Below are 23,874 nucleotides of genomic sequence, written 5' to 3' on the forward strand. Positions count from 1 at the left end.
AGTAGTATGGCATTGCCGCTCGGGGGTCGCGCTATCCAAGATGGACAAACGGTCCGGCGGCCGTGAATCCGATGTAGGGTTGGAGGCTCCCCGGCAAGGCGGCGAGTACGGCCTCAACACGGAGCTGCGCCAAGTGTCGAAAGAGACTGCCGTGGCATACTATATCGTGATCGACGGTGCGCCGTGTCGGCGCGGGAGGTGACCATGACATAAGGTCGCCTAACATGCCTGCTGATTTCCGACTGGCGGCTGCAATGCCGCCCCGCCCGTGAGAGCAACGGGCAGAAGGGGGCCGAAAAGCTCGACCGGGCGTCGCCGGTTGAGTGTCATAAGCAGATCAGCCTTAAGAAACTTCTGAACAAGTCGGGCTTGCATGGACAATGCTTTATCAAGAATGCGTCGCAATAGCCTTGACCCTGTAGCTACTTCAGGGTCTATGAGGCAATGATGCAAACGCGACAGAATCGAAAAGGAACGCCTGGCAGCCGGTGTGCAAGACGCCTGGCCGGCCTTTTTCTCGGCCTGATACTGATCCTGAGCGGCGGGCTGATCCCCTTGGCGCACGCGGCGCCGAGCACGATTCCGGATACGGCTGCGACGACGGCTACGGTCGAGACGACGTGGAAGCTGCTCGACTATGTGGCGGTGGATTATGACGGCGCGGTCAAGGACGGCCGGATCGTCAGCACCGGCGAATTTTCCGAAATGCAGGAATTCACCGCGACCATCGCCCAGCACATCGGCGCGCTTCCCGAAAATCCCGCGAAGGCAAAGCTCGAAACGGGTGCGAAGGTGCTTCAGCAACTGGTGGCACAGAAGGCCTCCGCACAGCAGATCGCCACGGCCTCGCACGCGCTGTCCGCTGCGATGCTTGACGCCTATCCGGTGCCGATCGCGCCGCAATCCATCCCTGACCTTGCGCGCGGCGCGGCATTGTTCAGGGAAAGCTGCGCAGCTTGTCATGGCATGAATGGCGACGGCAAAGGCCCCGATGCCGCAAAGCTCTCGACCCCGCCCATCGCCTTCACGGACGTTGAGCGGGCGCGCAAGCGTAGCGTTGCCGCACTAGAGCAAGTAATTTCGCAAGGCATCGACGGCACGGCCATGCAGAGCTTCGCCGATCTCCCGGTCCAGGATCGCTGGGCGCTGGCCTTTTACGCGGGGCACTTTGCCTTTTCGCCGGATCAGGTCGAGCGGGGCAAGCAGATATGGACAAGCGATGCCGACATCCGTTCGCGCTTTCCGGACCTCAAGACGCTGGTCACCACAACACCTGCTGCGCTGGGCAAGGACATCGGGCAGGGAAGGGCCGACGCGGTCATGGCCTATCTGCGCGCTCATCCGGAAGCCGTGACCCAGACTGCGGGCGGCACCGCCGGATCGCTCGATCTGGTCCGCAGCAGACTAGCGGAGAGCCTCGCCGCCTATCGCGAAGGGGATCGGACGCGGGCTGAGCAGCTTGCCCTTTCAGCCTATCTGGATGGGTTCGAACCGATCGAGCCGCTGCTGGGCGCCAGTGACGCAAGTCTCCTGAGCACGATCGAGACGCGCATGGGCGAACTGCGCGCGGCGATCGACGATGGCGATCCCGTGTCGTCCGTCGAGATGCGCATCGACGCGATCGAAGCGCTTCTGTCCGATGCCGGCACGGCGCTTTCGCCTGAAGCCTCAAACGGGACGAGCGCATTCGTCGGAGCTTTCACCATCTTGCTTCGCGAAGGCCTCGAAGCCCTCCTGATCGTGGTCGCCATGCTCGCGTTTCTGCGCAAGGCCGAGCAGGATCATGCGCTGCGCTATGTCCACGGCGGCTGGATGGCGGCGCTTCTGGCCGGCGCTGCGACCTGGCTCGCCGCGACCTATTTCATCTCGATCAGCGGCGCGAGCCGGGAACTCACCGAAGGGCTCGGATCGCTTCTCGCCGCTGTCGTGCTCCTGTCGGTGGGTATCTGGATGCATGGCAAGAGCCAGGCGGACCAGTGGCAGCGCTATATCCGCGAGAAGCTGGCGGGTGCGATGAACCGGGAATCCAACTGGTTCCTGTTCGGCCTCGCCTTCGTCGTCGTCTATCGAGAGGTCTTCGAGACGATTCTTTTCTATGCCGCCTTGTGGGCACAGGGGAATGGAGCGGCGATGTTCGCCGGCGCGGTTGGTGCCATCGGCACGCTTGCCGCCCTCGCCTGGGCGATGATGCGCTACAGCCGCAGCCTCCCGGTGGGAACCTTCTTTCGATACAGCTCCTGGCTCATGGCCGTCCTGACCGTCATCCTGGCGGGCAAGGGTGTTGCCGCCCTCCAGGAAGCCGGCTGGATCGACATCGCGCCGCTCCACGACGTGCCGCGCCTTTCGATTTTCGGTCTGTTCCCGACAATTCAAACGGTAGCGGCCCAAGCGCTGGCGGCTCTTGCCATCATTCTTGGTTTCCTGATGAATGGTCGCCCCTCGCGAAAACCGGTTGTTGGGCGAGATCTGGATGAGGATTGACACCAACTGTCGGCAGATTTTTATTGTTAGCGATGACGGAAGTCTATAGTCGTTCGTGCGATGGGAACTGGGGAGGTCGGCCCAACAGGCTTTGTTGAGATGAAGTTTCTTGCCTGCCTGATCGCGCTCGCCGCAATTATTGGGCTATTGGGCCAGGAAGCAGCATTGGCGCGCGCCATGCCGTTCGAAACCTCGACGCAAGCCGAGTCCGCCATGCAGATGGGTTCCGGTTGCACGGAAATGGGAACGGTCGTCAAGAAGGCGTCACAGTCCCAGGTACCCTGCCAGGGGATGACCCTGGATTGCATCGCCAAGATGGGTTGCGCGATACCCTTGGCGTTGGTTCCGCCGTTCTATCTGGGCGTTTCTCCGCAATTTCGTCGGGTGAATCCTCCGTTCACCCCAGTCGCTCCGCTGGTAGGTCGCGATATTTCTCCCGAGCCGGAGCCACCCTCCCGCCTTGGCTGAACCCCAGAAGCGCGCGCCGGATCATTGTCCGCTGCGTACCTCTACTCCGTTCAACCAAGGATATTTCACATGAAGACTATTTTGACGCTCGCCGCGGTTGCGGCGGCACTCGCTAGTGCATCCATCGCCTCCGCCCACGAGGATCCCGGCGGTCATTGGGAATGGCGAAACCAACCTTCGTTCGGCTCGAAGTCGACCGTCCCTTCGCGCACCCGCGTCTGGGTCAAGGACGCCGAAACCAGCATGGCCAATTGCGATTGCGCCATGATGAAGGCCGACAAAGCCAGCTGCATGATGAACATGCCCGGCAAGGCTGGAGCGCCATCGGCCGGCTAAGGCGATTGCCTGGCCGATAACCGATAGCAAACACGGCCGGGCGCGTGGCGCCGGCGGAGCATGCCCCCTTCGCCGGCGCCCGTTCGCCCAGGCTTCGTTGCGGTATTGGCCATGGCTCTCCCGATCAGGAGACTCCCATGCGATTGATTGTACTGGTGCCGCTGCTGGCGGCGATCCCGGGCGCTGCGCTGGCCAAGCCGCTGACCTTCGAGCGGGCGCTCGAACGCGCACGCGCCTACGCGCCGTCGCTCAAGGCGGGCGCGGCCGGGGTCGATGCCGCGCGTTCTGATTCGGTTGCCGCGGGTCGGTTGCCCGATCCGACGCTGGCGGTCGGCATCGACAATTTCCCCGTCTCGGGACCGCCGGCCTTCAGCTTCACCCGCGAGAACATGACGATGGAGCGTATCGGGTTGGAGCAGGCATTCCCCAATCCGGCCAAGCGCCGCGCGGAGCGGACCCGCGCGCAGGCAGACATCGGCATGGCAGAGGCCGGTCTGGCGGTCGAAGCGCAGAACGTCCGCCTCGAAACGGCCCTGGCCTGGATTGATCTCTATTACGCCAAGCGTCGGCTCGCACAGCTCGACCTGCTCAACGACAGTCTCAACGATCTGCAGACGACCGTTTCGGCGCGCCTCGCAGCCGGGACCGCGCGGCCGAGCCAGGCGTTCGAACCCGAGCAACTACGCGCCGCCGTCAACGACCGGCGCAGCGAACTTGCCGCCGAGGTCGCCGCTGCGCGCGCGCGGCTGATCCGGTTCACCGGCGATCCCGATGCCGACGCCGCAGGCGATCCGCCGACGATCGAGGTCGATCGCGCCCGCCTGATGGCGGGGGTGGCTTCGCTCCCCGCGCTCAAGTCGCTCGACGCCGGAATCGACGTGGCGGATGCGGACACCGAACTGGCTCGCGCCGAAAAACGGCCGGATTGGCGGGTCACCACATCCTACGGGCGCCGCGATCCGGCCTTTGGCGACATGGTGTCGGTCGGCGTGAGCATCGACCTGCCGTTGTTCACCAAGCGCAGGCAAGACCCGAAGATCGCTGCGAGGGCCAGCGATGCCGAACGTGCCCGGCTGCTACGCGAGGCCGGTGAACGGCAGATCGTGGCCGCACTCGACGCGGCTCTGGCCGACCACGTCATGCACCATCAGTTGCTGATGAACGCCCGTGACACGCTGGTGCCGCTCGCCAAGCGAAGGGCCGAACTCGACATGGCGAGCTATGCTGCGGGCAAGCTCGACCTCGGCAGCGCGCTGCTCTCGACGCTGGCCGAAGCCGAAGCCGAAGTCGACGCGCTGGCGCGCGAAGCTGAGGTCGCGCGCGACGCGATCCGGATCAACTTTACCTATGGGGATACGCAGCCATGACACTGAATGCAAAACGAGCGGCGCTGTGGGGCGCCGGGGTGTTGGCAATTGCAACAATTGCTGGCGGCAGCGGATACTGGCTCGGATTGCGCGGCGGACCGGTGACCGAAAATGATGCCGGTCAGTCGGGGCGAAAGATTCTCTATTGGTACGACCCTATGGTGCCAGCCGAGCACTACGACAATCCCAATTCTCTCTCGTCGATGGGGATGAAGACTATCCCGAAATATGCCGATGAGGCGGAAGGCGACGCCAGCGTAAAGATCGACCCCGCACTTTCTCAGAGCCTGGGTATGCGCACCGCGACCGCGAGGATGGGCACGCTCGGTAGCGCGATCAGCGCGACCGGCGTCATCGCATTCAACCAGCGCGACGTTGCCATCGTCCAGCCTCGTGCGGGTGGCTTCGTTCAGCGCACCTACGCACGCGCGCCCGATGACCTGATCCGGGCAGGCGCCCCAATCGTCGATCTGTTAGTGCCGGATTGGGGCGGGGCACAGATGGAATATCTCGCAACGCTGCGCACGGGCAATGCCGAGCTTGCCCGAGCGGCTCGGCAGCGCCTGACGCTCCTAGGCATGCCGGCCTCGACCATCTCCGCCGTTGAAAACGGACGGCGCACGAGCACCGTCTACACCGTCTCGGCTCCGATCGGAGGAACGATCTCGACGCTCGACGTGCGTCCGGGAATGACCGTGTCGGCGGGCGAGGCACTGGCGCAGATCAATGGCCTTTCCAGCGTCTGGCTCGATGCCGCCGTGCCCGAAGCGGTTGCGGGTTCGGTATCTCCCGGACAGCCTGTGACAGTTGCGCTTACGGCATTTCCCGGCGAGACACGGCGCGGGCGGATCAGAACCATCCTTCCCAAGGCCGACGACCAGAGCCGGACGCTTACCGTGCGGATCGAGCTGCCCAATCCCGGCCTCAAGCTTCGGCCTGGCATGTTCGCCCAGGTGAACTTCACCGGCAACGACCGGCAAGCGCTGTTGGTGCCCTCCGAAGCGGTGATCCAGACCGGCAAGCGTGCGATCGTGATGCTGGCGCTCGACAAGGGCCGTTACCGCGCTGCCGAAGTGCGCACCGGCCAAACCAGCAACGGCCAGACCGAGATCCTTGCCGGCCTCTCGCAAGGCGAGAAAGTCGTCACGTCCGGCCAGTTCCTGATCGATTCCGAGGCAAGCCTGTCTGGTATGGACGTGCGGCCGATCAATGCGGCCAGCACATCCGAGCCAGCGAAACAATCCACCAAGCCTGCGACCTACGAGACGCGCGGCGTCATCCAGAAGATCGCGCCCAGCGGGATTACGCTCAAGCATGAGCCGGTCCCGGCGCTGCAATGGCCGGCCATGACCATGACTTTCGGGCTCCAAAGCCCAGCACTGGCGCGCGGCTTCAAGGTGGGTGACCGTGTTCGATTCACCTTCAGTCAGGATGATGCGGGGCCGACGATCCGAAGCATGGCCGCGGAGGTGGGGCAATGATCGCGCGGCTGCTAGGCTGGTCGGTCACCAACCGCCTCTTCATCGTCCTTGCCGCGATTGCCCTTTCGGTAGCGGGCATCTGGGCAGTGCGCAGCACGCCCATCGATGCCTTGCCGGATTTGTCTGACGTACAAGTGGTGATCCGCACCAGCTATCCAGGACAGGCGCCGCGCATCGTCGAGGATCAGGTGACCTATCCGCTCGCAACGACCATGCTCTCTGTGCCCGGAGCGAAGACAGTGCGGGGCTATTCCTTTTTCGGCGACAGCTACGTCTATGTGATTTTCGAAGACGGCACCGATCTCTACTGGGCGCGCTCGCGTGTGCTTGAATATCTCAATCAGGTGCAGGGGCGCCTGCCCGAAGGCGTCACCAGCGCCATCGGACCCGATGCAACCGGGGTGGGCTGGATCTACGAATATGCGCTGGTCGACCGCACCGGTCAGCACGACCTCAGCCAACTGCGCGGCATTCAGGACTGGTTCCTGCGCTACGAGCTCAAGACCATCCCCGGCATCGCCGAAGTCGCCAGCATCGGCGGCATGGTAAAGCAGTATCAGGTCGTGCTCGATCCGGTGAAGCTCGCAAGCTACGGCATAACCTTTCAGGATACGGTCTCGGCAATCCGCAGGGCCAACCAGGAAGTCGGCGGATCGGTGCTCGAGATGGGCGAGGCCGAATATATGGTCCGAGCCTCGGGCTATCTGCAATCGCTCGACGACTTTCGGGCCATTCCGGTCAAGACAGCCCAGGGCGGCGTGCCGGTCACGCTGGGCGATGTCGCCACGATCCGACTTGGCCCGGAAATGCGCCGCGGTATCGCCGACCTCAACGGGGAGGGGGAAGTCGCCGGCGGCGTGGTCATTCTGCGCCAGGGCGCCGACGCCCGAAGCGCGATCGCGGCGGTCAAGGAGCGGCTCGCCACCTTGCGCAAGAGCTTGCCGCCCGGCGTCGAGATCGTCCCCACCTACGACCGTTCCCAGCTCATCGATGCCTCCGTCGAGAACCTTACCCACAAGCTGATCGAAGAGTTCATTGTCGTGGCCGTCGTCTGCGCACTGTTCCTCTGGCACGTGCGATCAGCGCTGGTCGCTATCGTGACACTGCCGCTGGGCGTGCTTGCGGCATTCATCGTCATGCGCTTCCAGGGGGTAAGCGCCAATATCATGTCGCTAGGCGGCATCGCGATTGCCATCGGCGCAATGGTCGATGCGGCGGTGGTGATGATTGAGAACGCCCACAAGCACCTCGAACGCTGGCACCGCGCCAATCCAGGCCGCGAACCCGACGCCCAGGCGCGCTGGCTCACCGTTACGCTCGCCGCAGAGGAAGTCGGGCCGGCGCTGTTCTTCAGCCTCCTCATCATCACCCTCTCGTTTCTGCCGGTCTTCACGCTGCAGGCGCAGGAGGGACGGCTGTTCTCCCCGCTCGCCTTCACCAAGACCTATTCGATGGCTTCTGCGGCGATCCTGTCGGTGACATTGGTGCCGGTGCTGATGGGCTGGCTGATCCGCGGGCGGATTCCGTCGGAACAGGACAATCCTATCAACCGGGCGCTGACCCGCGCCTATCGTCCCACGCTCGATTGGGTGATGCGTCACCCCAAGGGCATACTCGTGGTGGCAGGGCTGGTGTTCCTGACAACAGCGTGGCCCGCAACGAGGCTCGGTGGAGAATTTCTGCCGCCGCTCAACGAAGGCGATCTGCTCTACATGCCTTCCGCACTACCTGGCCTTTCTGCTGCAAAGGCTGGCGCGTTGCTGCAACAGACCGACCGGCTGATCAAAACCGTGCCAGAAGTGGAGAGCGTGTTCGGCAAGGCCGGTCGGGCCGACACCGCAACCGATCCAGCGCCGCTCGAAATGTTCGAGACAACCATCCGCTTCAAACCGCGCGGGTCATGGCGACCGGGCATGACGCCCGCCAAGCTCGTCGACGAGCTTGATCGGGTAGTGAAGGTTCCGGGCCTGTCCAACGTCTGGGTGCCCCCGATCCGCAACCGCATCGACATGCTTGCAACCGGGATCAAGAGCCCGATCGGCATCAAGGTTTCGGGAGAGGACCTGGGCACGATCGACCGAGTCGCGCGCCGAATCGAAGCAGTGGCGAAGACCGTGCCCGGTGTCAGTTCAGCCCTCGCCGAGCGTCTCGAAGGCGGTCGCTACGTCGATGTCGACATCGATCGCGCGGCGGCAGGGCGCTACGGCCTCAACATTGCTGATGTTCAGGAAATTGTCGCGGGAGCTGTAGGCGGGGCCAATGTCGGCCTCACCGTCGAAGGGCTGGCGCGCTACCCCATCAACGTGCGCTATCCGCGCGAGGTGCGCGACAATCTCGATGCCTTGCGCGCCTTGCCGATCCTGACCCCATCGGGACAGCAGATCACGCTCGGCACAGTTGCATCCCTGCGCATCGCCGACGGGCCACCGATGCTCAAGAGCGAGAACGGGCGGCCGACGAGCTATGTCTATATCGACGTGCGCGGGCGTGACCTTGCCTCGGTCGTTCATGATCTGCAGCGCGCCGTTGCAACAAAGGTTCAGTTACCGCCCGGCATCAGCGTCACCTATGCCGGGCAGTTCGAATATCTGAGCCGCGCGATCTCGCGTCTCAAGATCGTTGTGCCCGCGACCCTCGCGATCATCTTTCTGCTGCTTTACATGATCTTCCGCCGCTGGGACGAGGCGGCACTGATCATGGGCACGCTGCCCTTCGCGCTGACCGGCGGATTCTGGCTTCTCTACCTTCTGGGATACAGCCAGTCAGTCGCTACAGGCGTCGGCTTCATCGCCCTGGCTGGCGTCGCCGCTGAATTCGGGGTCGTGATGCTCCTCTATCTCAAGCAGGCGCTCGAAATGCGTGGCACCGATCCCGACCGAACCGAGGTGGAGGCTGCTGTGCGCGAAGGCGCGCTGCTGCGAGTCCGGCCCAAGGCAATGACGGTCGCGGTCATCCTCGCCGGCCTTTTGCCCGTCCTGATCGGGACCGGTGCGGGCTCGGAGATCATGAGCCGCATCGCCGCGCCCATGATCGGCGGCATGATCACGGCGCCGCTGCTCTCGATGTTCGTCATTCCGGCCGGCTATTTGCTGATGCGATCGCCACGCAAATCCGTTCGACATCCAGAACCATCGTAAGGAGAAGACCGATGAAAGTTATGTACAGCTTGATCATTCTGGGGCCTGCACTGCTGCTGGCGGCATGCGGGCAAAAGGCAAAGGAAACGCCTGCCGGATCGACATCGACGTCCGAACCCGCCGTTCAGTCGATGGGCGCCATGGGCCAGGCCATGGGCAGCAACAGCGGCACGATGCCTATGAGCAGCGCGCAGATGCCCGCGATGGCAAGCGGGATGGGCATGGTGACCGCCGTCGATCCCAAGGACGGGACGGTCACGATCAAGCATGGCCCGATCCCGGCCGCCAACTGGCCGGCCATGACGATGATGTTCACTGCCGATCCCAAGCTGCTTGAGACCGTGAAGCCTGGCGACAACGTATCCTTCGATCTCAAGGTCAAGGGTGATGGCGGCGAAGTGACGGCGATCAGGAAACAGTGACTGTGGGGGAGGGGCGGATCACCAGGTCCGCCCCTGCACAGTCTTCTTGCTGCGCCGAGTGTATGCAGCCAATTTGCCGGCTTGGAAGTGGTGGGAGCTGCAATACCGGCGAATGTCGGGCGAAGCCGATCGGCTTCGGGACAGCGAAGTGGTTTTTCTGGTTTCGTTTATTTGTGTGCTTTCTCGCGTTGGTGAAGGTGTGCGTGTGCTTCACGAACATCCAACTCTCGTGTGCTGTTCCCGGCGCGCAACATGAAGCGCGCTACACCGTCATCCAGATAATAGATCGGATCGAGACTTTTCTCTATGATAACCCTGCACACCGTCCTGTTATTCAGGTCATGAAATCGGCAATGAATTAGGGCGCATGCGTTTCCTCCGAGGCCGTCTCTCGCGACGTCCATCAACAAGCGCTCGAACCCGTCTCGATTTGCGTGCTTAAGAGTTTCAAGATCCTCCTCTATGCCGGCAATTTCTCCGTCATCTCCAACGCCTATGAGCAATGTACCGCCTTCATGATTGAGAAAGCCGGCTATCGTCTTGACGATCACTTGCTGAAGGCTACGGTTAACGCATCGCTGCCGTCTGTCCCAACGGAATGAAGACTTGAATTCCAACTGCTCGCTTTCTCCGCGCGCGATCAGTGAGGGTAACTCTTCCTCAAGTTCGTGCTCCAGATAGCGAACTGTATAACGCTCACGCATCAATCGGATGTGATAAGCTCCGAAGGCCAAGCCGATGGCGCTGCCGATCACTGCAAACACCATGCTCATCGGCAGCATTTTGAATTCAAATGCGGTGGCAAGCCGACCAATCGCGAAGCTCAGCGGGGTGGTCGCCGGCCCGCCGACCTTCTCACCGAACTCGTACCAACTGGCCAGCGTAGTGATCGGGTGCAGGACTACAATCCCAAGAATTGCACCGATGATGGCGTGAAGCAGCAGATCCCATCTTGGCTTGCGCGGCAGATATGCGGAAATGGCTACGTCTCCTTGGAAGCAGTTGGTAAAAATGCGTTTTTTGCCGTCCCGTGCCGCGCCCCGATGTCTTTGCATATCGTTCAATCCGTCGTGGGCCGACTAGGACGATCAGATCGTCATAATAGCGACCGAATCCCGTTCACGATGACCTTGAGGTTGCCGAGATTGAGGGTGACCAGCACTAATTTCGGACTTGCGCCCGAAGCACACAACCGGTTTGTCAGCTTCGGTAGGATGTTTAACCCGCATTGTTTCAATGCGAACTCGAAGACCTCCAGGTCACGGCCCTTGGCGGGCCGAGTTGACCGGACTGTGGCTCGATCGCTTTTCGCATTGGTCACGCGGCCGCGCATCAAGTCACACCGTTGGAGCCGCCCAATATATTTCTGGCCCCTAGTCTAATTGGGGAAACCTTGCGAGGCTCGCTGCGCGCACCCACCGTCACAATGTCATCACCATCCGGCCATCGACTTTCCCCGCCTTGAGGTCGCGGAACACCTCGTTGATGTCATCGAGTTGTGCCCTGTGTATGTGGGCGCGGACCTTTCCCTCCACCGCAAACTCAATGGCTTCGGCGAGATCCTTGCGTGTGCCAACGATCGAGCCGCGGATCGTGATGCGCTTCAACACCACATCGAAGATCGGCGTCGGGAATGCGCCTGGAGGGAGACCGGTGAGGGTCACGGTTCCCTTGCGGCGGACCATCTGCAGTGCCTGCGCGAAGGCGGGAACCGAGACGGCCGTCACCAGGACGCCATGCGCACCGCCACCGGTCTCCTTGACGATCCTGGCAGGCGTATCGGGCGCTTGCGCATTCACTGCCAGCTCGGCGCCGAGCGAACGGGCGAGGGCGAGCTTCTCTTCGGTCACATCGAGGGCGACGACATGCAGACCCATTGCCTTGGCATACTGGATCGCAATATGACCAAGTCCGCCAATGCCGGAAATGGCGATCCATTCGCCCGGCTTCGCTTCGGCCTCCTTGATACCCTTGTACGTCGTCACGCCGGCACAGAGGATAGGTGCCAGTTCGGCAAAGTTGCAATTATCTGGCAGACGTCCCACGAACGATGCAGCGCCGATGACATATTCGGCAAAGCTGCCGTTTACCGTGTACCCGCTCATATGCTGCGATTCGCAGAGCGTCTCCCAGCCAGTCTCGCAGTATTCGCACTGACGGCAGGCGTCGTGGAGCCAAGCCACTCCGACTGCATCGCCTTCCTTCAACCCAACGACGCCAGGTCCGAGCGCTGCCACGATCCCGGTACCCTCGTGACCAGGGATGAAAGGCGGAGTCGGCTTCACCGGCCAGTCGCCGTTTGCTGCATGAAGGTCGGTATGACACACGCCCGTGGCGATTACCTTCACCAGCACTTCGCCGGGTCCGGGCGTCGGAATGGGGATTTCCTCGATCTTCAGAGGCTCACCGAAGGCGTGTACCACAGCCGCTCTCATTGTCTTCACCATGGTCGTGTCTCCATATCTGGTACTGATCGGAGCCGCAGGTCGAGACGTCCCTTGCCTTTGGCATTCTTACCCTTTGCGATTCGGTTGAAGTCGGCGAACCTCATTGAGCCACTCCCACACTTGCCGCGAGTGCCGCGACGCCGGGCAATTCCCTCCCCTCGAGCCATTCCAGAAAGGCACCGCCGGCGGTTGAAACGTAGCTGAAGTCGCCTGCGACGCCGGCATGTTTCAGCGCCGAAACCGTATCGCCGCCGCCGGCGACGGAAAGCAGGTGACCTGCTTTGGTGCGCGCCGCGACAAGCCTGGCGATGGTCATCGTGCCATGGTCGAAGGGGGGCGTCTCGAATGCGCCGACCGGGCCGTTCCAAACCAGCGTGTTCACCGTTTGCAGATGCTGTTCGAAGTCGGCGATCGTGTCAGGACCGACGTCGAGGATCATGTCGTCGGCTGCCACCTCACGTGCCGGAACCGTGCGATGCGGTGCCCCCGCTTCGAAGACCTTCGCCACGACGACATCAGATGGCAGAATCGGAATTGTGCCGGTTTCGGTCGCGAGACTAACGATGCGCTTGGCCGTATCGAGCTGATCAGCTTCATAAAGCGATTTGCCGACATCGATATCTTCTGCCGCCAGGAAAGTATTGGCCATCGCCCCGCCTATGACGAGGATGTCGACTTTTTTCAGCAGGTTTTCGATCAGGGCGATCTTGGTCGACACCTTGGCGCCACCGATGATGGCCAAGACTGGCCGGTTGGGCTGGTCCAGCGCCCTATGCAGATGGAGGAGTTCGTCCTGGATCGCTCGTCCGGCCGCTGAAGGCAGAATGTGCGCCACACCTTCGGTCGAACCATGTGCACGGTGCGCAGCCGAAAACGCATCGTTTACATAGAGATCGCCCAGTTCGGCCAGCGCTCGCGCAAAATCCGGATCATTCGCTTCCTCGCCAGCATGGAAGCGGGTATTTTCGAGCAGTAGGACGTCGCCGTCTTTCAGCTTCGATACGGCGGCCTTCGCCACATCGCCGATGCAATCGTTACCGAATGCCACGGTGCGGCCGATGGCTCGGGAGAGCGCCGGGGCAATGGGCTTCAGCGACAGCTCCGGCACGAGTCTGCCCTTGGGGCGGCCGAAATGGGACAATACGATGACGCGCGCGCCCCTTTCGGCGAGCTCCCGGATTGTCGGCGCCTGCCGGTCGATCCGGGCCGTGTCGGTGATCCTGCCGTCACGGACCGGCACATTGAGATCGGCGCGCACAAGCACACGCTTGCCCGTCACATCAAGGTCGTCGAGAGTGGAATATTGATAGGCCATGGTCGGTGATCGCTTTGGATATCTTGGCGGTGGCGGGAGCCGTCCCTGAATAGGCATCCAATAAGGGATAGTAGTCGTCCCGCGTCCTTGACGAAGGTTAAAGAAGGGCCGGCGCTGTTCCATCCCCGCAGGTTGCGCCGAATAGATCCAGGGAAGGCGATGCCTGTCTCTGCGGCAAGCAGCCCTTGTTGTTTCTCACAGGCCAGTGACGCCGCGTCCGGTGTGCCGACAGGGGTGTCGAAGAAGCAAAGCCGTGGTTTGGTGGGCCCGCACGAGCACTTCGGGATCGTCCAGCCGATCGGCGGACATGCGCCCGCGAACTTCCGTGACCGAAGTGGCCCCATGCCCCTGCGTCCACTCGGTGAGCCCCTTGACCAGCCGGGCCAGATGTTCCGGTCCGTGGCGCAGCAGCGCCGAGACAGTCTGTACGACGTCAGCGCCGGCGAGCAGGTATTTTATGACATCGTCGGTCCGCTCCACTCCCCCGCTGGCGGCCATGCAGAGCGCTGTCTTTCCGCTCAGCAGGGCGATCCACATCAGCGGAAGGCGGATGTCTTCCCGCGTCGACAACTCCAGCACGGGGCAAAACGTCCTGGTCTCGAGATCGATGTCGGGCTCATAGAGCCGGTTGAACAGGACTATGCCGTTTGCTCCGGCCTCGGCCAGGCCGGCGGCCAGGTGAGGCAATGCGGTGAAATAGGGACTGAGCTTCACGGCGATGGGAATGTGGACTGCTGCGCGCACGTCGCGCACGGTCTCGATCAGTCGCCGCTCGACATCGGTCGAGGTTTCAGTGGGATCGGTCGGAACATGGTGGATATTAAGCTCGAGCGCCGCCGCCCCCGCCGACTGCAGATCCGCTGCGATGCCGACCCAGCCCTCCCGCGTCGTTGCGCTCAGGCTGGCGATCAGCGGCACTGCTATGGCCTCCGCAGCGCGCCGGATTGTCTCGAGATGCGCCGCCAGGGGACTGCGGCATCCGCACCGGGGCGGGAGATAGCCTGTGACCTCCGGATGGCTTTCCGCGCCGACCATGGCGGCAGCTTCCAGCGCCTCTTCCTCGTCGATGAGTTCTTCCTCATACAGCGAGGTGGTCACGACCGCCGCCGCCCCGGCATCCTCGAGGCGCTTGATGCCGTCGAGGGTCGCAGACGAGGGCGACGCGCCGGCGACGACTGGATGCGCGAGGTCGAGGCCGAGGTAGGTCGTCCCGAGCGTCATTGCGCCGCTTCCCCGGTCTCGTTGCCATCGTGGGGAGCGACGCTTTCCTCCTGCCAGAAGGGATGGAAGCGCGTCCCATCTCGCGCCGCGATGTCCTCGTAGAGTCGGTAGCGTTCGTCGACCGCCGCCTGGGCCTGGCGCAGCAGCACGCGGGCCTCTTCGGGCCGGGTGTGTGTCAGGATCCGGTAGCGGAGCTCCTGGTAAGCGAAGTCCTCGAGCGGCAACCGGGGCCGGGTACTGTCGAGGCGGAAGGGGTTCATGCCCGCCTGGCGCATTCTGGGGTCGTAGCGGAAGAGGGGCCAGTATCCGCTGGCTACCGCCCGCCGCTGCTGCTTCATGCCGTCGCGCAAATTGAGCTTCAGCCCATGCGCGATGCATTGGCTGTAGGCGAGGATGAGCGACGGTCCTTCGTATTCCTCTGCGTCACGCAGGGCCTGGATCGTCTGCTCCGGGCTGCCGGCAAGCGCGATCTGGGCGACGTAGACGTAGCCCGACGCGATCGCCTGTAGCGCCAGGTCCTTGCGCGGCGTGCGCTTGCCGGCCGCGGCGAACTTGGCCGCAGCCCCGACCGGGGTCGCCTTTGAAGCCTGGCCGCCGGTGTTGGAATAGACTTCGGTGTCCAGCACCAGGACGTTGACGTTGCGCGGCTGGGCGAGGACGTGGTCGAGGCCGCCCGCGCCGATGTCGTAAGCCCAGCCATCGCCGCCGACGATCCACAGGCTGCGGCGTACCAGGTATTCGGATAGGGCAAGGAGGTTCCGCGCCAGGCCGTCGGTCGCGTCGGCCAGCGCACGGCGAAGATCCTCGACCCGCGTCCGCTGCGCCACGATCTCGCTGTCTGTGCGCTGTGGTGCATCCAGGATCTGCGCTGCGAGCCGGGGCCCGATCCGGTCGGCGAGCGTGCGAACCAGGGCGTATGCCATCGCGACCTGCTGATCGACGGCGAGCCGCATGCCATATCCGAACTCGGCATTGTCCTCGAACAAGCTGTTGTTCCACGCGGGTCCCCGCCCGTCGGGGCCGGACCGCCAGGGCAGCGCCGGCAGGTTGCCGCCATAGATCGACGTGCAGCCCGTCGCGTTGGCGATCTGCAGGCGGTCGCCGAACAGCTGTGACAAAAGCTTGAGATAGGGTGTCTCGCCGCAGCCGGCGCAAGCGCCGGAGAACTCGAACAGCGGCCGCACGAACTGCAGCCCCCGCGAGAGATGCAGGTCCACGTCCTGGCGGGCGTGCTCCGGCAGGGTATCGAAGAAGGCGAGGTTGCGTCGGCCCGGCTCGATCTGCGGCTGCCGCTCACTGAGATTGATGGCCTTGACGCTCGCGTCGAGCGGGTCGTGGGCTGGACAGTGGTCGACACAGAGGCCGCAGCCAGTGCAGTCCTCAACCGCGATCTGCAGGGTGAAATTCTTGTCCGGGTAGCCGCGCGCGTTGACGGGCGCGGAGAGAAAGCCCTCCGGGGCGCCCTCGAGCAACGCGCCGTCATAGGACTTGGCGCGAATGACGCTGTGCGGGCAGACGATGCTGCATTGGCCGCACTGGATGCAGAGGTCCGGTTCCCACACCGGCACCTCGAAAGCGATATTGCGCTTCTCGTACTGCGTCGTACCGCCTACGTAGCTGCCGTCCACCGGGATGGCGCTGACCGGGATTTCGTCGCCGCGGCCAGCAAATTGCAGCGCCGCGATGCGTCTCATCTGGTCCGGCGCATCGGGTGGCACGAAGACATGCAGTTCTTCGGTCGAGGTCACTGAGCTGGGGACAGTCACTTCATGAAGGTGATCGAGCGCCGAGTCGACGGCGGCGAAGTTCTTCTCCAGGATCGCGCGGCCCTTGTCGCCATACGTCTTCTCGATCGCCGCCCGGATGCGGCGGACGCCTTCCTCGCGCGGCAGCACGCCGCTGATCGCGAAAAAGCAGGTCTGCAGGATGGTGTTGACCCGCGGGCCGAGCCCCAAGCGCTGCGCGACACCGCTCGCATCGATGACAAAGAGCCGCAGGTGCTTATCGAGGATGTGCTGCTGAACTGGCCGGCGCAGATGGTCCCAGAGCTTGGCCGGATCGTAAGGTGCGTTGATGAGGAGTGTCGCTCCCTCGCGGGCATGGCGCAGGACATCGAGCTTGTCGAGAAACTCGAACTTGTGCACGCCGATGAAGTCGGCCGATGAAAGCAGATAGGGCGCCGCGATCGGCGCGTTGCCGAAGCGTAGGTGGCTGACGGTCTCGGCGCCGGATTTGTGGCTGTCATAGACAAAATACCCTTGCGCGTGGCGCTCCGGGTCCTCCGCGAGGATCTTCACGCTGTTCTTGTTGGCTCCGACCGTTCCGTCCGCGCCGAGACCGAAGAACAGCGCCCGGGTCGTGCCCGGGGGCTCGATCTCGAAGCCTGTCTCGACCGGGAGGCTGGTGCCGCAGACGTCGTCGTTGATGCCGATGGTGAAGCAGGTGCGAGGGTCATTGCTTTCGAGGTGATCGAACACGGCCTTGGCCATCGCCGGGGTGAAGTCCTTCGAGGAGAGGCCGTAGCGCCCGCCAACGACCAGCGGCAGGTCCTTGCGCGCGCCGCGGGCGAAAGCGTCGGCCAGGGTTTGCGCCACATCGAGGCAGAGCGGCTCGGCAGGCGCGCCCGGCTCCTTGGTGCGGTCGAGCACGGCCACCTTGCGCACGCTCGCTGGCAGCGCGTCCAGAAAGTCCTCGGCCGACCATGGCCGGTACAGCAGCACCTGGATGAACCCCACACGTTCACCCTGGGCGGTCAGGTGGGCGATGGTTGCGCGCAGGGTCTCGGCAGCCGAGCCCATCACCACGACCACGCGCTCAGGCTCGACATGGCCGTCATAGCGGAATAGCTGATAATGTCGGCCGGTCAGCTTGGCGAAGCGGTCCATAGCGCGCTGAACGATGGCAGGCGTTGCCAGGTAGAACGGGTTCACCGTCTCGCGGGCCTGGAAGAAGGTGTCCGGGTTGTGGGCGGTGCCGCGCGTTACCGGTCGCTCCGGGCTCAGCGCCCGCTGGCGGTGCGCGCGCACCAGCTCGTCGTCGATCATCGCCCGGATATCATCGTTCGACAGCATCGTGACCGTGTTGACCTCATGCGAGGTGCGAAAGCCGTCCATGAAATGGAGGAAGGGAACGCGGGATTCGAGCGTGGCCGCCTGCGCTACCAGCGCCAGGTCATGCGCCTCCTGCACAGATGCGGCGCCGAGCAGGGCAAAGCCGGTGCCACGCACGGCCATGACGTCGGAATGGTCGCCGAAAATCGAGAGCGCCTGGGTGGCGATCGACCGCGCTGCCACATGGAAGACGCAGGGCGTGAGCTCGCCCGCGATCTTGAACATGTTCGGCATCATCAGGAGCAGGCCCTGAGAAGCGGTGAACGTCGTGGTCAACGCGCCCGCCTGGAGCGAACCATGCACGGCGCCGACAGCGCCACCTTCCGCTTGCATCTCCTGCACGATCGGCACCGCGCCCCAGAGGTTGGTTCGCCCCTCCGCCGACCATTCGTCGGCGAGTTCGGCCATGGGCGAGGCTGGTGTGATCGGGAAGATCGCGCAGACGTCATTGACGCGATAGGCGACATGCGCGACGGCCGCATTGCCGTCCATAGTCATTCGTTCCATGGGCGCTTCCTCTCTTCAGGGTCCTATACACGCAGGCGGAAGCGATGCGGTGCGAGCGGCTCGTCGGTCGGCCCAAGTGGCGCATCCGTCGGCACGGGTTCGGGCTGCATCTCGATGGCGTGGCAGGGGCACTGCTCGAAGCAGATCCCGCAGCCGGTGCAGAGATCGGGCTCGACACGATAGCCGTGCCCGCGGCCGAGACGCAGGATCGCCTGCTCCGGACAAGCCGCGAAGCAGTTGTCGCACTCGAAGCAGTTGCCGCAAGAGAGGCAGCGTCCCGCTTCGAACCGCGCCTCGGGCTCGCTCAACCCCTGCACGACCTCGTCGAAGGTTGTCCGCGCGGCCAAGGGTCGTTGCGCCTCGCTGCTCCGTAAGCGTCCGGGCTCCGGCGTGTTGCGCGGGTAGAGCCCTGCCGCGATGAGCATTTCTGCAGGAGTGTCCTTTGGCACTGCCGAAGGAGAGTGGCTTGGAGCGGATCGAGATTATCACGGGGGTCGAGCGACGGCGGCGGTATTCGGATGCTGAGCGGGCAGCGGTTTTGGAGCGGTGCGATGAGCCGGGCGCGACGATCGTGGGGGTAGCAAAGCTTCTGGGGATCTCGCCAAGCCTGATCCACAACTGGAAGCGTTTGCGCCGCGAGGCGGCAAAGGTCGCCAACGAGCCGATGCAGTTCATTCCCTATGGCACAGTGCCGGAGCAGCCTGCGCGCGCGGTTTCTCCGACAATGTCGGCACCGATGCCTGCTGCACCGGTGCCGCCACAAAGCCCGACGCTGGCCGAAGAACTAGTCCGCCCCTATCCCGGCGCGCGGCCTGGGGGGATCGATATCGACCTGAGGAACGGCATTCGCCTGGCGGTCGACAGTTACGTCAACGAGAAGGCGCTGGCTCGGGTTCTGCGCGCATTGCGGGAGGCGTCGTGATTGCGCTGGCACCGGGCACGAAGGTCTACCTTGCGAGCAAGCCGGTCAGCATGCGCTTGGGCTTCGATGGCTTGGCCGCACTGGTGCGACCGCTTTTCGCCGTCGAACCCTATGGTGGGCATGTGTTCCTGTTCCGCAGCAAGAGCGGGACGTATCTAAAGGCGCTGCATTGGGATGGCACCGGGCTGTGCCTGTTCGCCAAGCGGCTCGAGCGGCACCGGTTCGTCTGGCCGCCGCTGGTCGACGGCGGAGTCATCCTGACGCCCGCGCAGTTCGCCCTGTTGATCGAGGCGATGGACTGGCGGCGGACCGTCAGTCCCGATCCGCCAAGGTTGCCCGAGCAGGTGTGATGGCCCGGATTTTGCGTGGATTTGCGCGCTTTTCGATTGGCCGGATTCGCCGATTCTGCTAACGGGAACCGTGTCTCCCGAGCAGCTTGAACTCGCCTCCGATCCAGCTGATCTGCGCGCCCTTGTGGAGCAGATGCAGGCACGGCTTGCGGCATCGGAGCAGGCGCTGGAAGCCGAACGGCAAGAGTTGGCCGCCACGCGCAACGAACTGGCGGCGGCAAAGAACGCGGTCGTTCTGACTACGCTCCAGATCGAGAAGTTGAAGGCCACCCTGGCCAAGCTCAGGCGCATGAAGTTCGGTCAGTCGTCCGAGCGCATGGCGAGCCAAGCTGACCAGCTGGAACTGACGCTCGAAGAACTGGAAGCCGAGCAGGCCCATGCCGAGTGCGTCATCGAAGGCAAGCTGCCGGACCGGGAGCCGAAGGCACCAAGCAGCCGGCCCCGCCGTTTGCCCTTGCCCGAGCATCTGCCGCGCGATGAAGTGATCCATGCCGCTCCGGCTGCGGATCGCTGCACAGCTTGCGGTGGCGCGATGTCGGCGCTCGCCGAAGATGTCACCGAAGTGCTCGAGTATGTGCCGGGCAGTTTTCGCGTGGTGCGCCACGTCCGCCCCAAGCTCGCCTGTTCGTGCTGCGATACGATCAGCCAGGCTCCCGCTCCTGCGCTACCCGTGCCACGCGGCAAGGCAGGGCCGGGATTGCTGGCCCATGTCGTCGTCTCGAAGTTCGCCGATCATCTGCCGCTCTACCGCCAGTCGCAGATTTACGCCCGCGAAGGCGTCGATCTCAGTCGTTCCACCCTGGCCGACTGGCTTGGCCAGGTGAGTTGGTTGCTCAGGCCCTTGGTCGATCGCATCGCCGACCATGTAATGGCCAGTCCCAAGCTCCATGCTGACGATACCCCGGTTCCGGTACTGGCACCCGGAACCGGCAAGACGGCCACCGGGCGATTGTGGGTTTACCTGCGCAATAATCGGCGATGGAGCCCGAACGACAAGCCTGCGGCGCTGTTCCGCTACAGTCCCGATCGCAAGGGTGAACGACCACGCGAACACCTCAAGACTTTCGCGGGCTTCCTGCAGGCCGATGCCTATGCCGGGTTCGAACGGCTCTACGATCCGACCCGCGAAGCCGGCATCATCGCGCCCGTGGCCTGCTGGGCACATGTCCGGCGCAAGCTCTACGATGTGTTCAAGTCCGACAACACCTCGGCCGCCGCCGTGGCGATCGAGAAGATCAAGGGACTCTACGAGATCGAGCGCTCGATCGATGCCGAACCCGCCGAGATCCGGCGACGCGCGCGCAAGCTGTCGAAGCTCAAGATTCTCGATTTCTTCGTCTGGGCCGATGACATCCTGGCGCGGGCATCGGCACGTTCACCGCTGGCCGAAGCCCTGCGCTATGCCGTCAAGCTCAAGCCGCAACTCCTCGCCTATACCGACGACGGCCGCCTCGAGATCGACAATAACCTCGCCGAGAACGCGCTGCGCGGCATCTGTGTGGGTCGCAAGAACTGGCTGTTCGCCGGTGCCGATTGCGGCGGCGAGCGCGCTGCCGCCATGTCTTCGCTGATCGAGACCGCGAAGCTCAACGGCGTCAACCCGCAGGAATGGCTGGCCGATGTGCTTGGCCGCATCGGCAAGGGTCACCCCATCAACCGGGTGGACGAGTTGCTGCCTTGGAACTGGAAGGGTCTTGATTGATGCTGTGCCAAGCAGACTGATAACTGACTGCTACCTGCGATGTAGTGGCAAGAATGGCTTTGAGTCCCCGTCTGCTCCGGGGACTTCACCAAGCTTGGGCGGCGGCGCAATCACCGCGGAAAATCCAAAGCCAACGTGGCCCTTCACACATCGCACTACATCCACAGCGGACGGCTTGCCTGGTTTCCAATCGACAGGAAAGGCCACAGACCACGAATGGGTCCACGATTGATCAATCGTCACCATCGTAGGCCCGCAAGCAAAAACGGCCTCTTCCAAGATTTGACGCGACGGCAAACATTGATCGCTCATTATCTGACGACCCGCACTATCTCGGCAAGATACGCTGCCAGAAATCGGTCCGTCCGTCATATCGGTGTGTGTCAGAACCACGTACTGCGGCAGGGTATTCCTTTCGTCCGTCCGCTTCGGCCCCGGTGAACAGGCTTCCAAGAACGCTAAGCTGCAAGCAGCCAAACCTATTTTCTTAGTGTCGACCCAAGTCCTGCCCATACCTCAGTATCAATGAGCTCTCGGCTGTCTGCAACCCCACCAACTCAACGACGGGGCTCCATCACCGGACGCTTACGCTGCTCCGGGCCGCCTCCAGGAACACGGGCAGGTCGAGCATGTCGAAGGTCACGGTCGGATGCTTTGTCGGCCGTTCGTAGTGCACGCCCTGCAGCCAGGCGTCGATGTGGCGCGCGGCGCGCTTGCCATGGCCGACCGATATGGTGACCGATTGCTCGCCCGGCACCATGTCGCCTCCGGCGAAGATGCCCGGGTGGCCGGTCATCATGTCGGGACCGACCTTGACCGCACCATTCGCCGTGAACTCGATGCCAGGCACCTGGCCAAGAAAGCCGCTGTCGGTTTCCTGGCCAAGCGCCAACACGATCGCGTCGGCCGTGAGCGTCTCGAACCGTCCGGTGGGCCGTGGCCGGCCGTTCTCGTCGAGTTCCATCGTCTCGACGGTTAGGTCGGGCCCCACGATCTCCTTGATCGTGGTCAGCCACTTGATCCTGACGCCTTCCTCGACTGCCTCGTCGGCCTCGAAGGCGTGTGCCGGCATGTGGGCGCGGTCGCTCCGGTAGACGATCAGCGCCTCCTCGGCGCCGAGGCGCTTCACCGTGCGCGCAGCATCCATCGCGGTGTTGCCGCCGCCATAGACGACGACGCGGCGCCCGAGGCGGGGCGGTTCGGCGGCGGCGACCTTATGCAGGAGCGAGACGGCGTTGAGGACCCGAACCGCGTCACGAGCAGGAATATCGACATGCTTGCCGATGCCGGCGCCGATGGCGATGAAAACCGCATCGAAGCCGCCGGCCGCCTTCTCGGCCAGCACGTCCTCGACCTTGTGATTGAGGACGATCTTGACGCCCATGGCCTCGATCCGCCCGATCTCGCGCAGAAGGTCGGCGCGCGGCAGCCGATAGGCCGGGATGCCGAAATGCATCATGCCACCGGGAAGGGGGCCAGCTTCGCGAATCTCCACAGCGTGACCGAGACGGGCGAGGTGATAGGCAGCCGAAAGGCCGCTGGGGCCTGCGCCGATCACCAGCACCCGCTTGCCGCTCGATTCCGCGTCGACGGGATAAGGCCAGCCCTCGGCGGTCGCCCGATCACCGAGAAAGCGTTCGACCGCGTGGATGCCGACGGCGTCATCGAGTTCGGCGCGGTTGCAGGTCATCTCGCACGGGCGGTAACAGACCCGTCCGTGGACTGCCGGCAGCGGATTGTCGCGAACCAGTGCCTCCCAGGCTGCACGGTATTTGCCCGCTTGCGCCAGATCGAGCCAGGCCTGGATGTTCTCGCCAGCGGGGCAAGCCGCGTTGCAGGGCGGCAGATGGTCGATCCATTGCGGGAGCTGTTGTCGCGTCGCTCCTGTCCCGACGGCCACGGCGTGCGTGCGGGTTGCGTCGGGTTGCCTCAACATTGATGCATCCTCCACTCTCTACGACGCGCCGTTTTCCATTCGCTCCTCAAAGATCCGCTTGGCAGCCGATGCAGAAGCTTATGGGGATGAGGATGAACCCGTATCTTCGAGCCCACACTAAATTTCCGCGGCGGACGCCTTCAAATGCACTCCCACAGAATCAAGCCAAGCGCGGCGGTGCTGTCTTTGATCCGCGTTAAAGACCCACGTCGCAAACGGTGGAAATCTTGATCTTGGTGACCGGAGGAACATTCGAGAGGTTAAGATGGATCTTTTTCGCGTCGAGGCCGAAGAGGAAAAACAAGGCGAGCAAAAAAGCACGGGCACGTGGCTTATCGCGGCGGGCAGCTTGTTTGGGGCTATGTCTCTCGTACCGGAGAGCTATGCCGTCAAATCGGTCAATGTGCAGCTCGACACGGCTTGGGGCCTGAACGGGTTATCGGGTGGATGCCGAGCCGGCCCGTCTTGAACAGAAGCGGCGGGCTGCCCTGTTAGGTGACATTGCACGGGCAGGGCGTGGCCTGCTTACCAGTCCGGATGAAACAAGCGCTTACGTCCGACCGCCCTGTCATCGTTCAGGACGACTTGACCTGACGAGTGACGTCACACTTTTCAGCGGAGCACGACGCAAAGATCTGCCGAGAGTGCTACCTACCACAGATTTCAGTTCGT

18 protein-coding genes are annotated in these 23,874 nt (G+C 63.4%); 11 read left to right on the forward strand and 7 right to left on the reverse strand.

Annotation, left to right across the window (positions count from 1 at the left end; all coding sequences use genetic code 11):
* Window positions 1-447: 447 nt before the first annotated feature.
* From PP1Y_RS17455 to PP1Y_RS17485, 7 genes are all read left to right on the forward strand, one after another.
* On the forward strand, window positions 448-2,481 hold the full coding sequence (locus PP1Y_RS17455) for a cytochrome c/FTR1 family iron permease (protein WP_013833401.1): 2,034 nt from the start codon (window positions 448-450) through the stop codon (window positions 2,479-2,481).
* Between the two features lie 99 nt (window positions 2,482-2,580).
* The gene (locus tag PP1Y_RS17460) at window positions 2,581-2,949 is read left to right on the forward strand and encodes a hypothetical protein (RefSeq protein WP_041559386.1); all 369 of its coding nucleotides are present in this window, start codon (window positions 2,581-2,583) and stop codon (window positions 2,947-2,949) included.
* 69 nt (window positions 2,950-3,018) lie between these two features.
* On the forward strand, window positions 3,019-3,285 hold the full coding sequence (locus PP1Y_RS17465) for a hypothetical protein (RefSeq protein WP_041558955.1): 267 nt from the start codon (window positions 3,019-3,021) through the stop codon (window positions 3,283-3,285).
* Between the two features lie 137 nt (window positions 3,286-3,422).
* Window positions 3,423-4,652 (forward strand): TolC family protein, encoded by a 1,230-nt coding sequence (locus tag PP1Y_RS17470; protein WP_013833402.1) that lies wholly within the window; start codon window positions 3,423-3,425, stop codon window positions 4,650-4,652.
* Window positions 4,649-6,133: an efflux RND transporter periplasmic adaptor subunit gene (locus PP1Y_RS17475; RefSeq protein ID WP_013833403.1), complete on the forward strand. Its 1,485-nt coding sequence runs from the start codon at window positions 4,649-4,651 to the stop codon at window positions 6,131-6,133. Before PP1Y_RS17470 ends, PP1Y_RS17475 begins: the two co-directional genes overlap by 4 nt.
* Window positions 6,130-9,270, forward strand: a complete 3,141-nt coding sequence (locus tag PP1Y_RS17480) for an efflux RND transporter permease subunit (RefSeq protein WP_013833404.1) — start codon at window positions 6,130-6,132, stop codon at window positions 9,268-9,270. Before PP1Y_RS17475 ends, PP1Y_RS17480 begins: the two co-directional genes overlap by 4 nt.
* 11 nt (window positions 9,271-9,281) lie before the next feature.
* Window positions 9,282-9,692 carry a copper-binding protein gene (locus tag PP1Y_RS17485; RefSeq protein WP_013833405.1) on the forward strand — a complete coding sequence of 137 codons (411 nt, stop codon included), beginning with the start codon at window positions 9,282-9,284 and terminating at the stop codon, window positions 9,690-9,692.
* Between the two features lie 167 nt (window positions 9,693-9,859).
* Here PP1Y_RS17485 and PP1Y_RS17490 read toward each other — a convergent pair whose 3' ends face one another.
* From PP1Y_RS17490 to PP1Y_RS17515, 6 genes are all read right to left on the reverse strand, one after another.
* Window positions 9,860-10,747: a helix-turn-helix domain-containing protein gene (locus PP1Y_RS17490; protein WP_083835218.1), complete on the reverse strand. Its 888-nt coding sequence runs from the start codon at window positions 10,745-10,747 to the stop codon at window positions 9,860-9,862.
* A gap of 366 nt (window positions 10,748-11,113) precedes the next feature.
* Window positions 11,114-12,139 (reverse strand): alcohol dehydrogenase AdhP, encoded by a 1,026-nt coding sequence (gene adhP / locus PP1Y_RS17495; protein WP_013833407.1) that lies wholly within the window; start codon window positions 12,137-12,139, stop codon window positions 11,114-11,116.
* 100 nt (window positions 12,140-12,239) lie between these two features.
* On the reverse strand, window positions 12,240-13,454 hold the full coding sequence (gene pgk / locus PP1Y_RS17500) for a phosphoglycerate kinase (protein ID WP_013833408.1): 1,215 nt from the start codon (window positions 13,452-13,454) through the stop codon (window positions 12,240-12,242).
* 195 nt (window positions 13,455-13,649) lie between these two features.
* Window positions 13,650-14,675 (reverse strand): dihydroorotate dehydrogenase-like protein, encoded by a 1,026-nt coding sequence (locus tag PP1Y_RS17505; RefSeq protein ID WP_013833409.1) that lies wholly within the window; start codon window positions 14,673-14,675, stop codon window positions 13,650-13,652.
* On the reverse strand, window positions 14,672-18,277 hold the full coding sequence (nifJ, locus tag PP1Y_RS17510; protein ID WP_013833410.1) for a pyruvate:ferredoxin (flavodoxin) oxidoreductase: 3,606 nt from the start codon (window positions 18,275-18,277) through the stop codon (window positions 14,672-14,674). The genes PP1Y_RS17505 and nifJ overlap by 4 nt, the downstream gene beginning before the upstream one ends.
* Before the next feature lie 38 nt (window positions 18,278-18,315).
* Window positions 18,316-18,639, reverse strand: coding sequence for a 4Fe-4S dicluster domain-containing protein (locus PP1Y_RS17515; RefSeq protein ID WP_067734266.1), 324 nt, complete (start codon window positions 18,637-18,639; stop codon window positions 18,316-18,318).
* Between the two features lie 119 nt (window positions 18,640-18,758).
* Between PP1Y_RS17515 and PP1Y_RS17520 the strand changes: the two genes are divergently transcribed.
* The 3 genes from PP1Y_RS17520 (at window position 18,759) to PP1Y_RS17530 (ending at window position 21,266) form a co-directional block, all read left to right on the forward strand.
* Window positions 18,759-19,214, forward strand: a complete 456-nt coding sequence (locus PP1Y_RS17520; protein WP_041559390.1) for a transposase — start codon at window positions 18,759-18,761, stop codon at window positions 19,212-19,214.
* Window positions 19,211-19,564, forward strand: a complete 354-nt coding sequence (gene tnpB, locus PP1Y_RS17525; RefSeq protein WP_041558956.1) for an IS66 family insertion sequence element accessory protein TnpB — start codon at window positions 19,211-19,213, stop codon at window positions 19,562-19,564. The genes PP1Y_RS17520 and tnpB overlap by 4 nt, the downstream gene beginning before the upstream one ends.
* Window positions 19,565-19,697: 133 nt before the next feature.
* Entirely contained in the window at window positions 19,698-21,266 is a 1,569-nt protein-coding gene (locus PP1Y_RS17530) for an IS66 family transposase (RefSeq protein WP_051010117.1), read from the forward strand.
* Window positions 21,267-21,840: 574 nt separating this feature from the next.
* Here PP1Y_RS17530 and PP1Y_RS17535 read toward each other — a convergent pair.
* Window positions 21,841-23,202: an NAD(P)-binding protein gene (locus PP1Y_RS17535; protein WP_013833413.1), complete on the reverse strand. Its 1,362-nt coding sequence runs from the start codon at window positions 23,200-23,202 to the stop codon at window positions 21,841-21,843.
* 265 nt (window positions 23,203-23,467) lie between these two features.
* On the opposite strand from PP1Y_RS17535, the gene PP1Y_RS25810 reads away from it, so the two are divergent.
* Window positions 23,468-23,671 carry a hypothetical protein gene (locus PP1Y_RS25810; RefSeq protein WP_013833414.1) on the forward strand — a complete coding sequence of 68 codons (204 nt, stop codon included), beginning with the start codon at window positions 23,468-23,470 and terminating at the stop codon, window positions 23,669-23,671.
* Window positions 23,672-23,874 lie beyond the last annotated feature (203 nt).

Origin of the sequence: Novosphingobium sp. PP1Y, from assembly GCF_000253255.1 — a bacterium.
Lineage (GTDB): Bacteria > Pseudomonadota > Alphaproteobacteria > Sphingomonadales > Sphingomonadaceae > Novosphingobium.

What these genes read in the sequence shown, in the direction of transcription:
- PP1Y_RS17455 (WP_013833401.1), top strand. Translation starts at nt 448, where the DNA reads ATGCAAACGCGACAGAATCGAAAAGGAACGCCTGGCAGCCGGTGTGCA.
- PP1Y_RS17460 (WP_041559386.1), top strand. Translation starts at nt 2,581, where the DNA reads ATGAAGTTTCTTGCCTGCCTGATCGCGCTCGCCGCAATTATTGGGCTA.
- PP1Y_RS17465 (WP_041558955.1), top strand. Translation starts at nt 3,019, where the DNA reads ATGAAGACTATTTTGACGCTCGCCGCGGTTGCGGCGGCACTCGCTAGT.
- PP1Y_RS17470 (WP_013833402.1), top strand. Translation starts at nt 3,423, where the DNA reads ATGCGATTGATTGTACTGGTGCCGCTGCTGGCGGCGATCCCGGGCGCT.
- PP1Y_RS17475 (WP_013833403.1), top strand. Translation starts at nt 4,649, where the DNA reads ATGACACTGAATGCAAAACGAGCGGCGCTGTGGGGCGCCGGGGTGTTG.
- PP1Y_RS17480 (WP_013833404.1), top strand. Translation starts at nt 6,130, where the DNA reads ATGATCGCGCGGCTGCTAGGCTGGTCGGTCACCAACCGCCTCTTCATC.
- PP1Y_RS17485 (WP_013833405.1), top strand. Translation starts at nt 9,282, where the DNA reads ATGAAAGTTATGTACAGCTTGATCATTCTGGGGCCTGCACTGCTGCTG.
- PP1Y_RS17490 (WP_083835218.1), bottom strand. Translation starts at nt 10,747, where the DNA reads ATGCAAAGACATCGGGGCGCGGCACGGGACGGCAAAAAACGCATTTTT.
- adhP (WP_013833407.1), bottom strand. Translation starts at nt 12,139, where the DNA reads ATGGTGAAGACAATGAGAGCGGCTGTGGTACACGCCTTCGGTGAGCCT.
- pgk (WP_013833408.1), bottom strand. Translation starts at nt 13,454, where the DNA reads ATGGCCTATCAATATTCCACTCTCGACGACCTTGATGTGACGGGCAAG.
- PP1Y_RS17505 (WP_013833409.1), bottom strand. Translation starts at nt 14,675, where the DNA reads ATGACGCTCGGGACGACCTACCTCGGCCTCGACCTCGCGCATCCAGTC.
- nifJ (WP_013833410.1), bottom strand. Translation starts at nt 18,277, where the DNA reads ATGGACGGCAATGCGGCCGTCGCGCATGTCGCCTATCGCGTCAATGAC.
- PP1Y_RS17530 (WP_051010117.1), top strand. Translation starts at nt 19,698, where the DNA reads ATGCAGGCACGGCTTGCGGCATCGGAGCAGGCGCTGGAAGCCGAACGG.
- PP1Y_RS17535 (WP_013833413.1), bottom strand. Translation starts at nt 23,202, where the DNA reads ATGTTGAGGCAACCCGACGCAACCCGCACGCACGCCGTGGCCGTCGGG.
- PP1Y_RS25810 (WP_013833414.1), top strand. Translation starts at nt 23,468, where the DNA reads ATGGATCTTTTTCGCGTCGAGGCCGAAGAGGAAAAACAAGGCGAGCAA.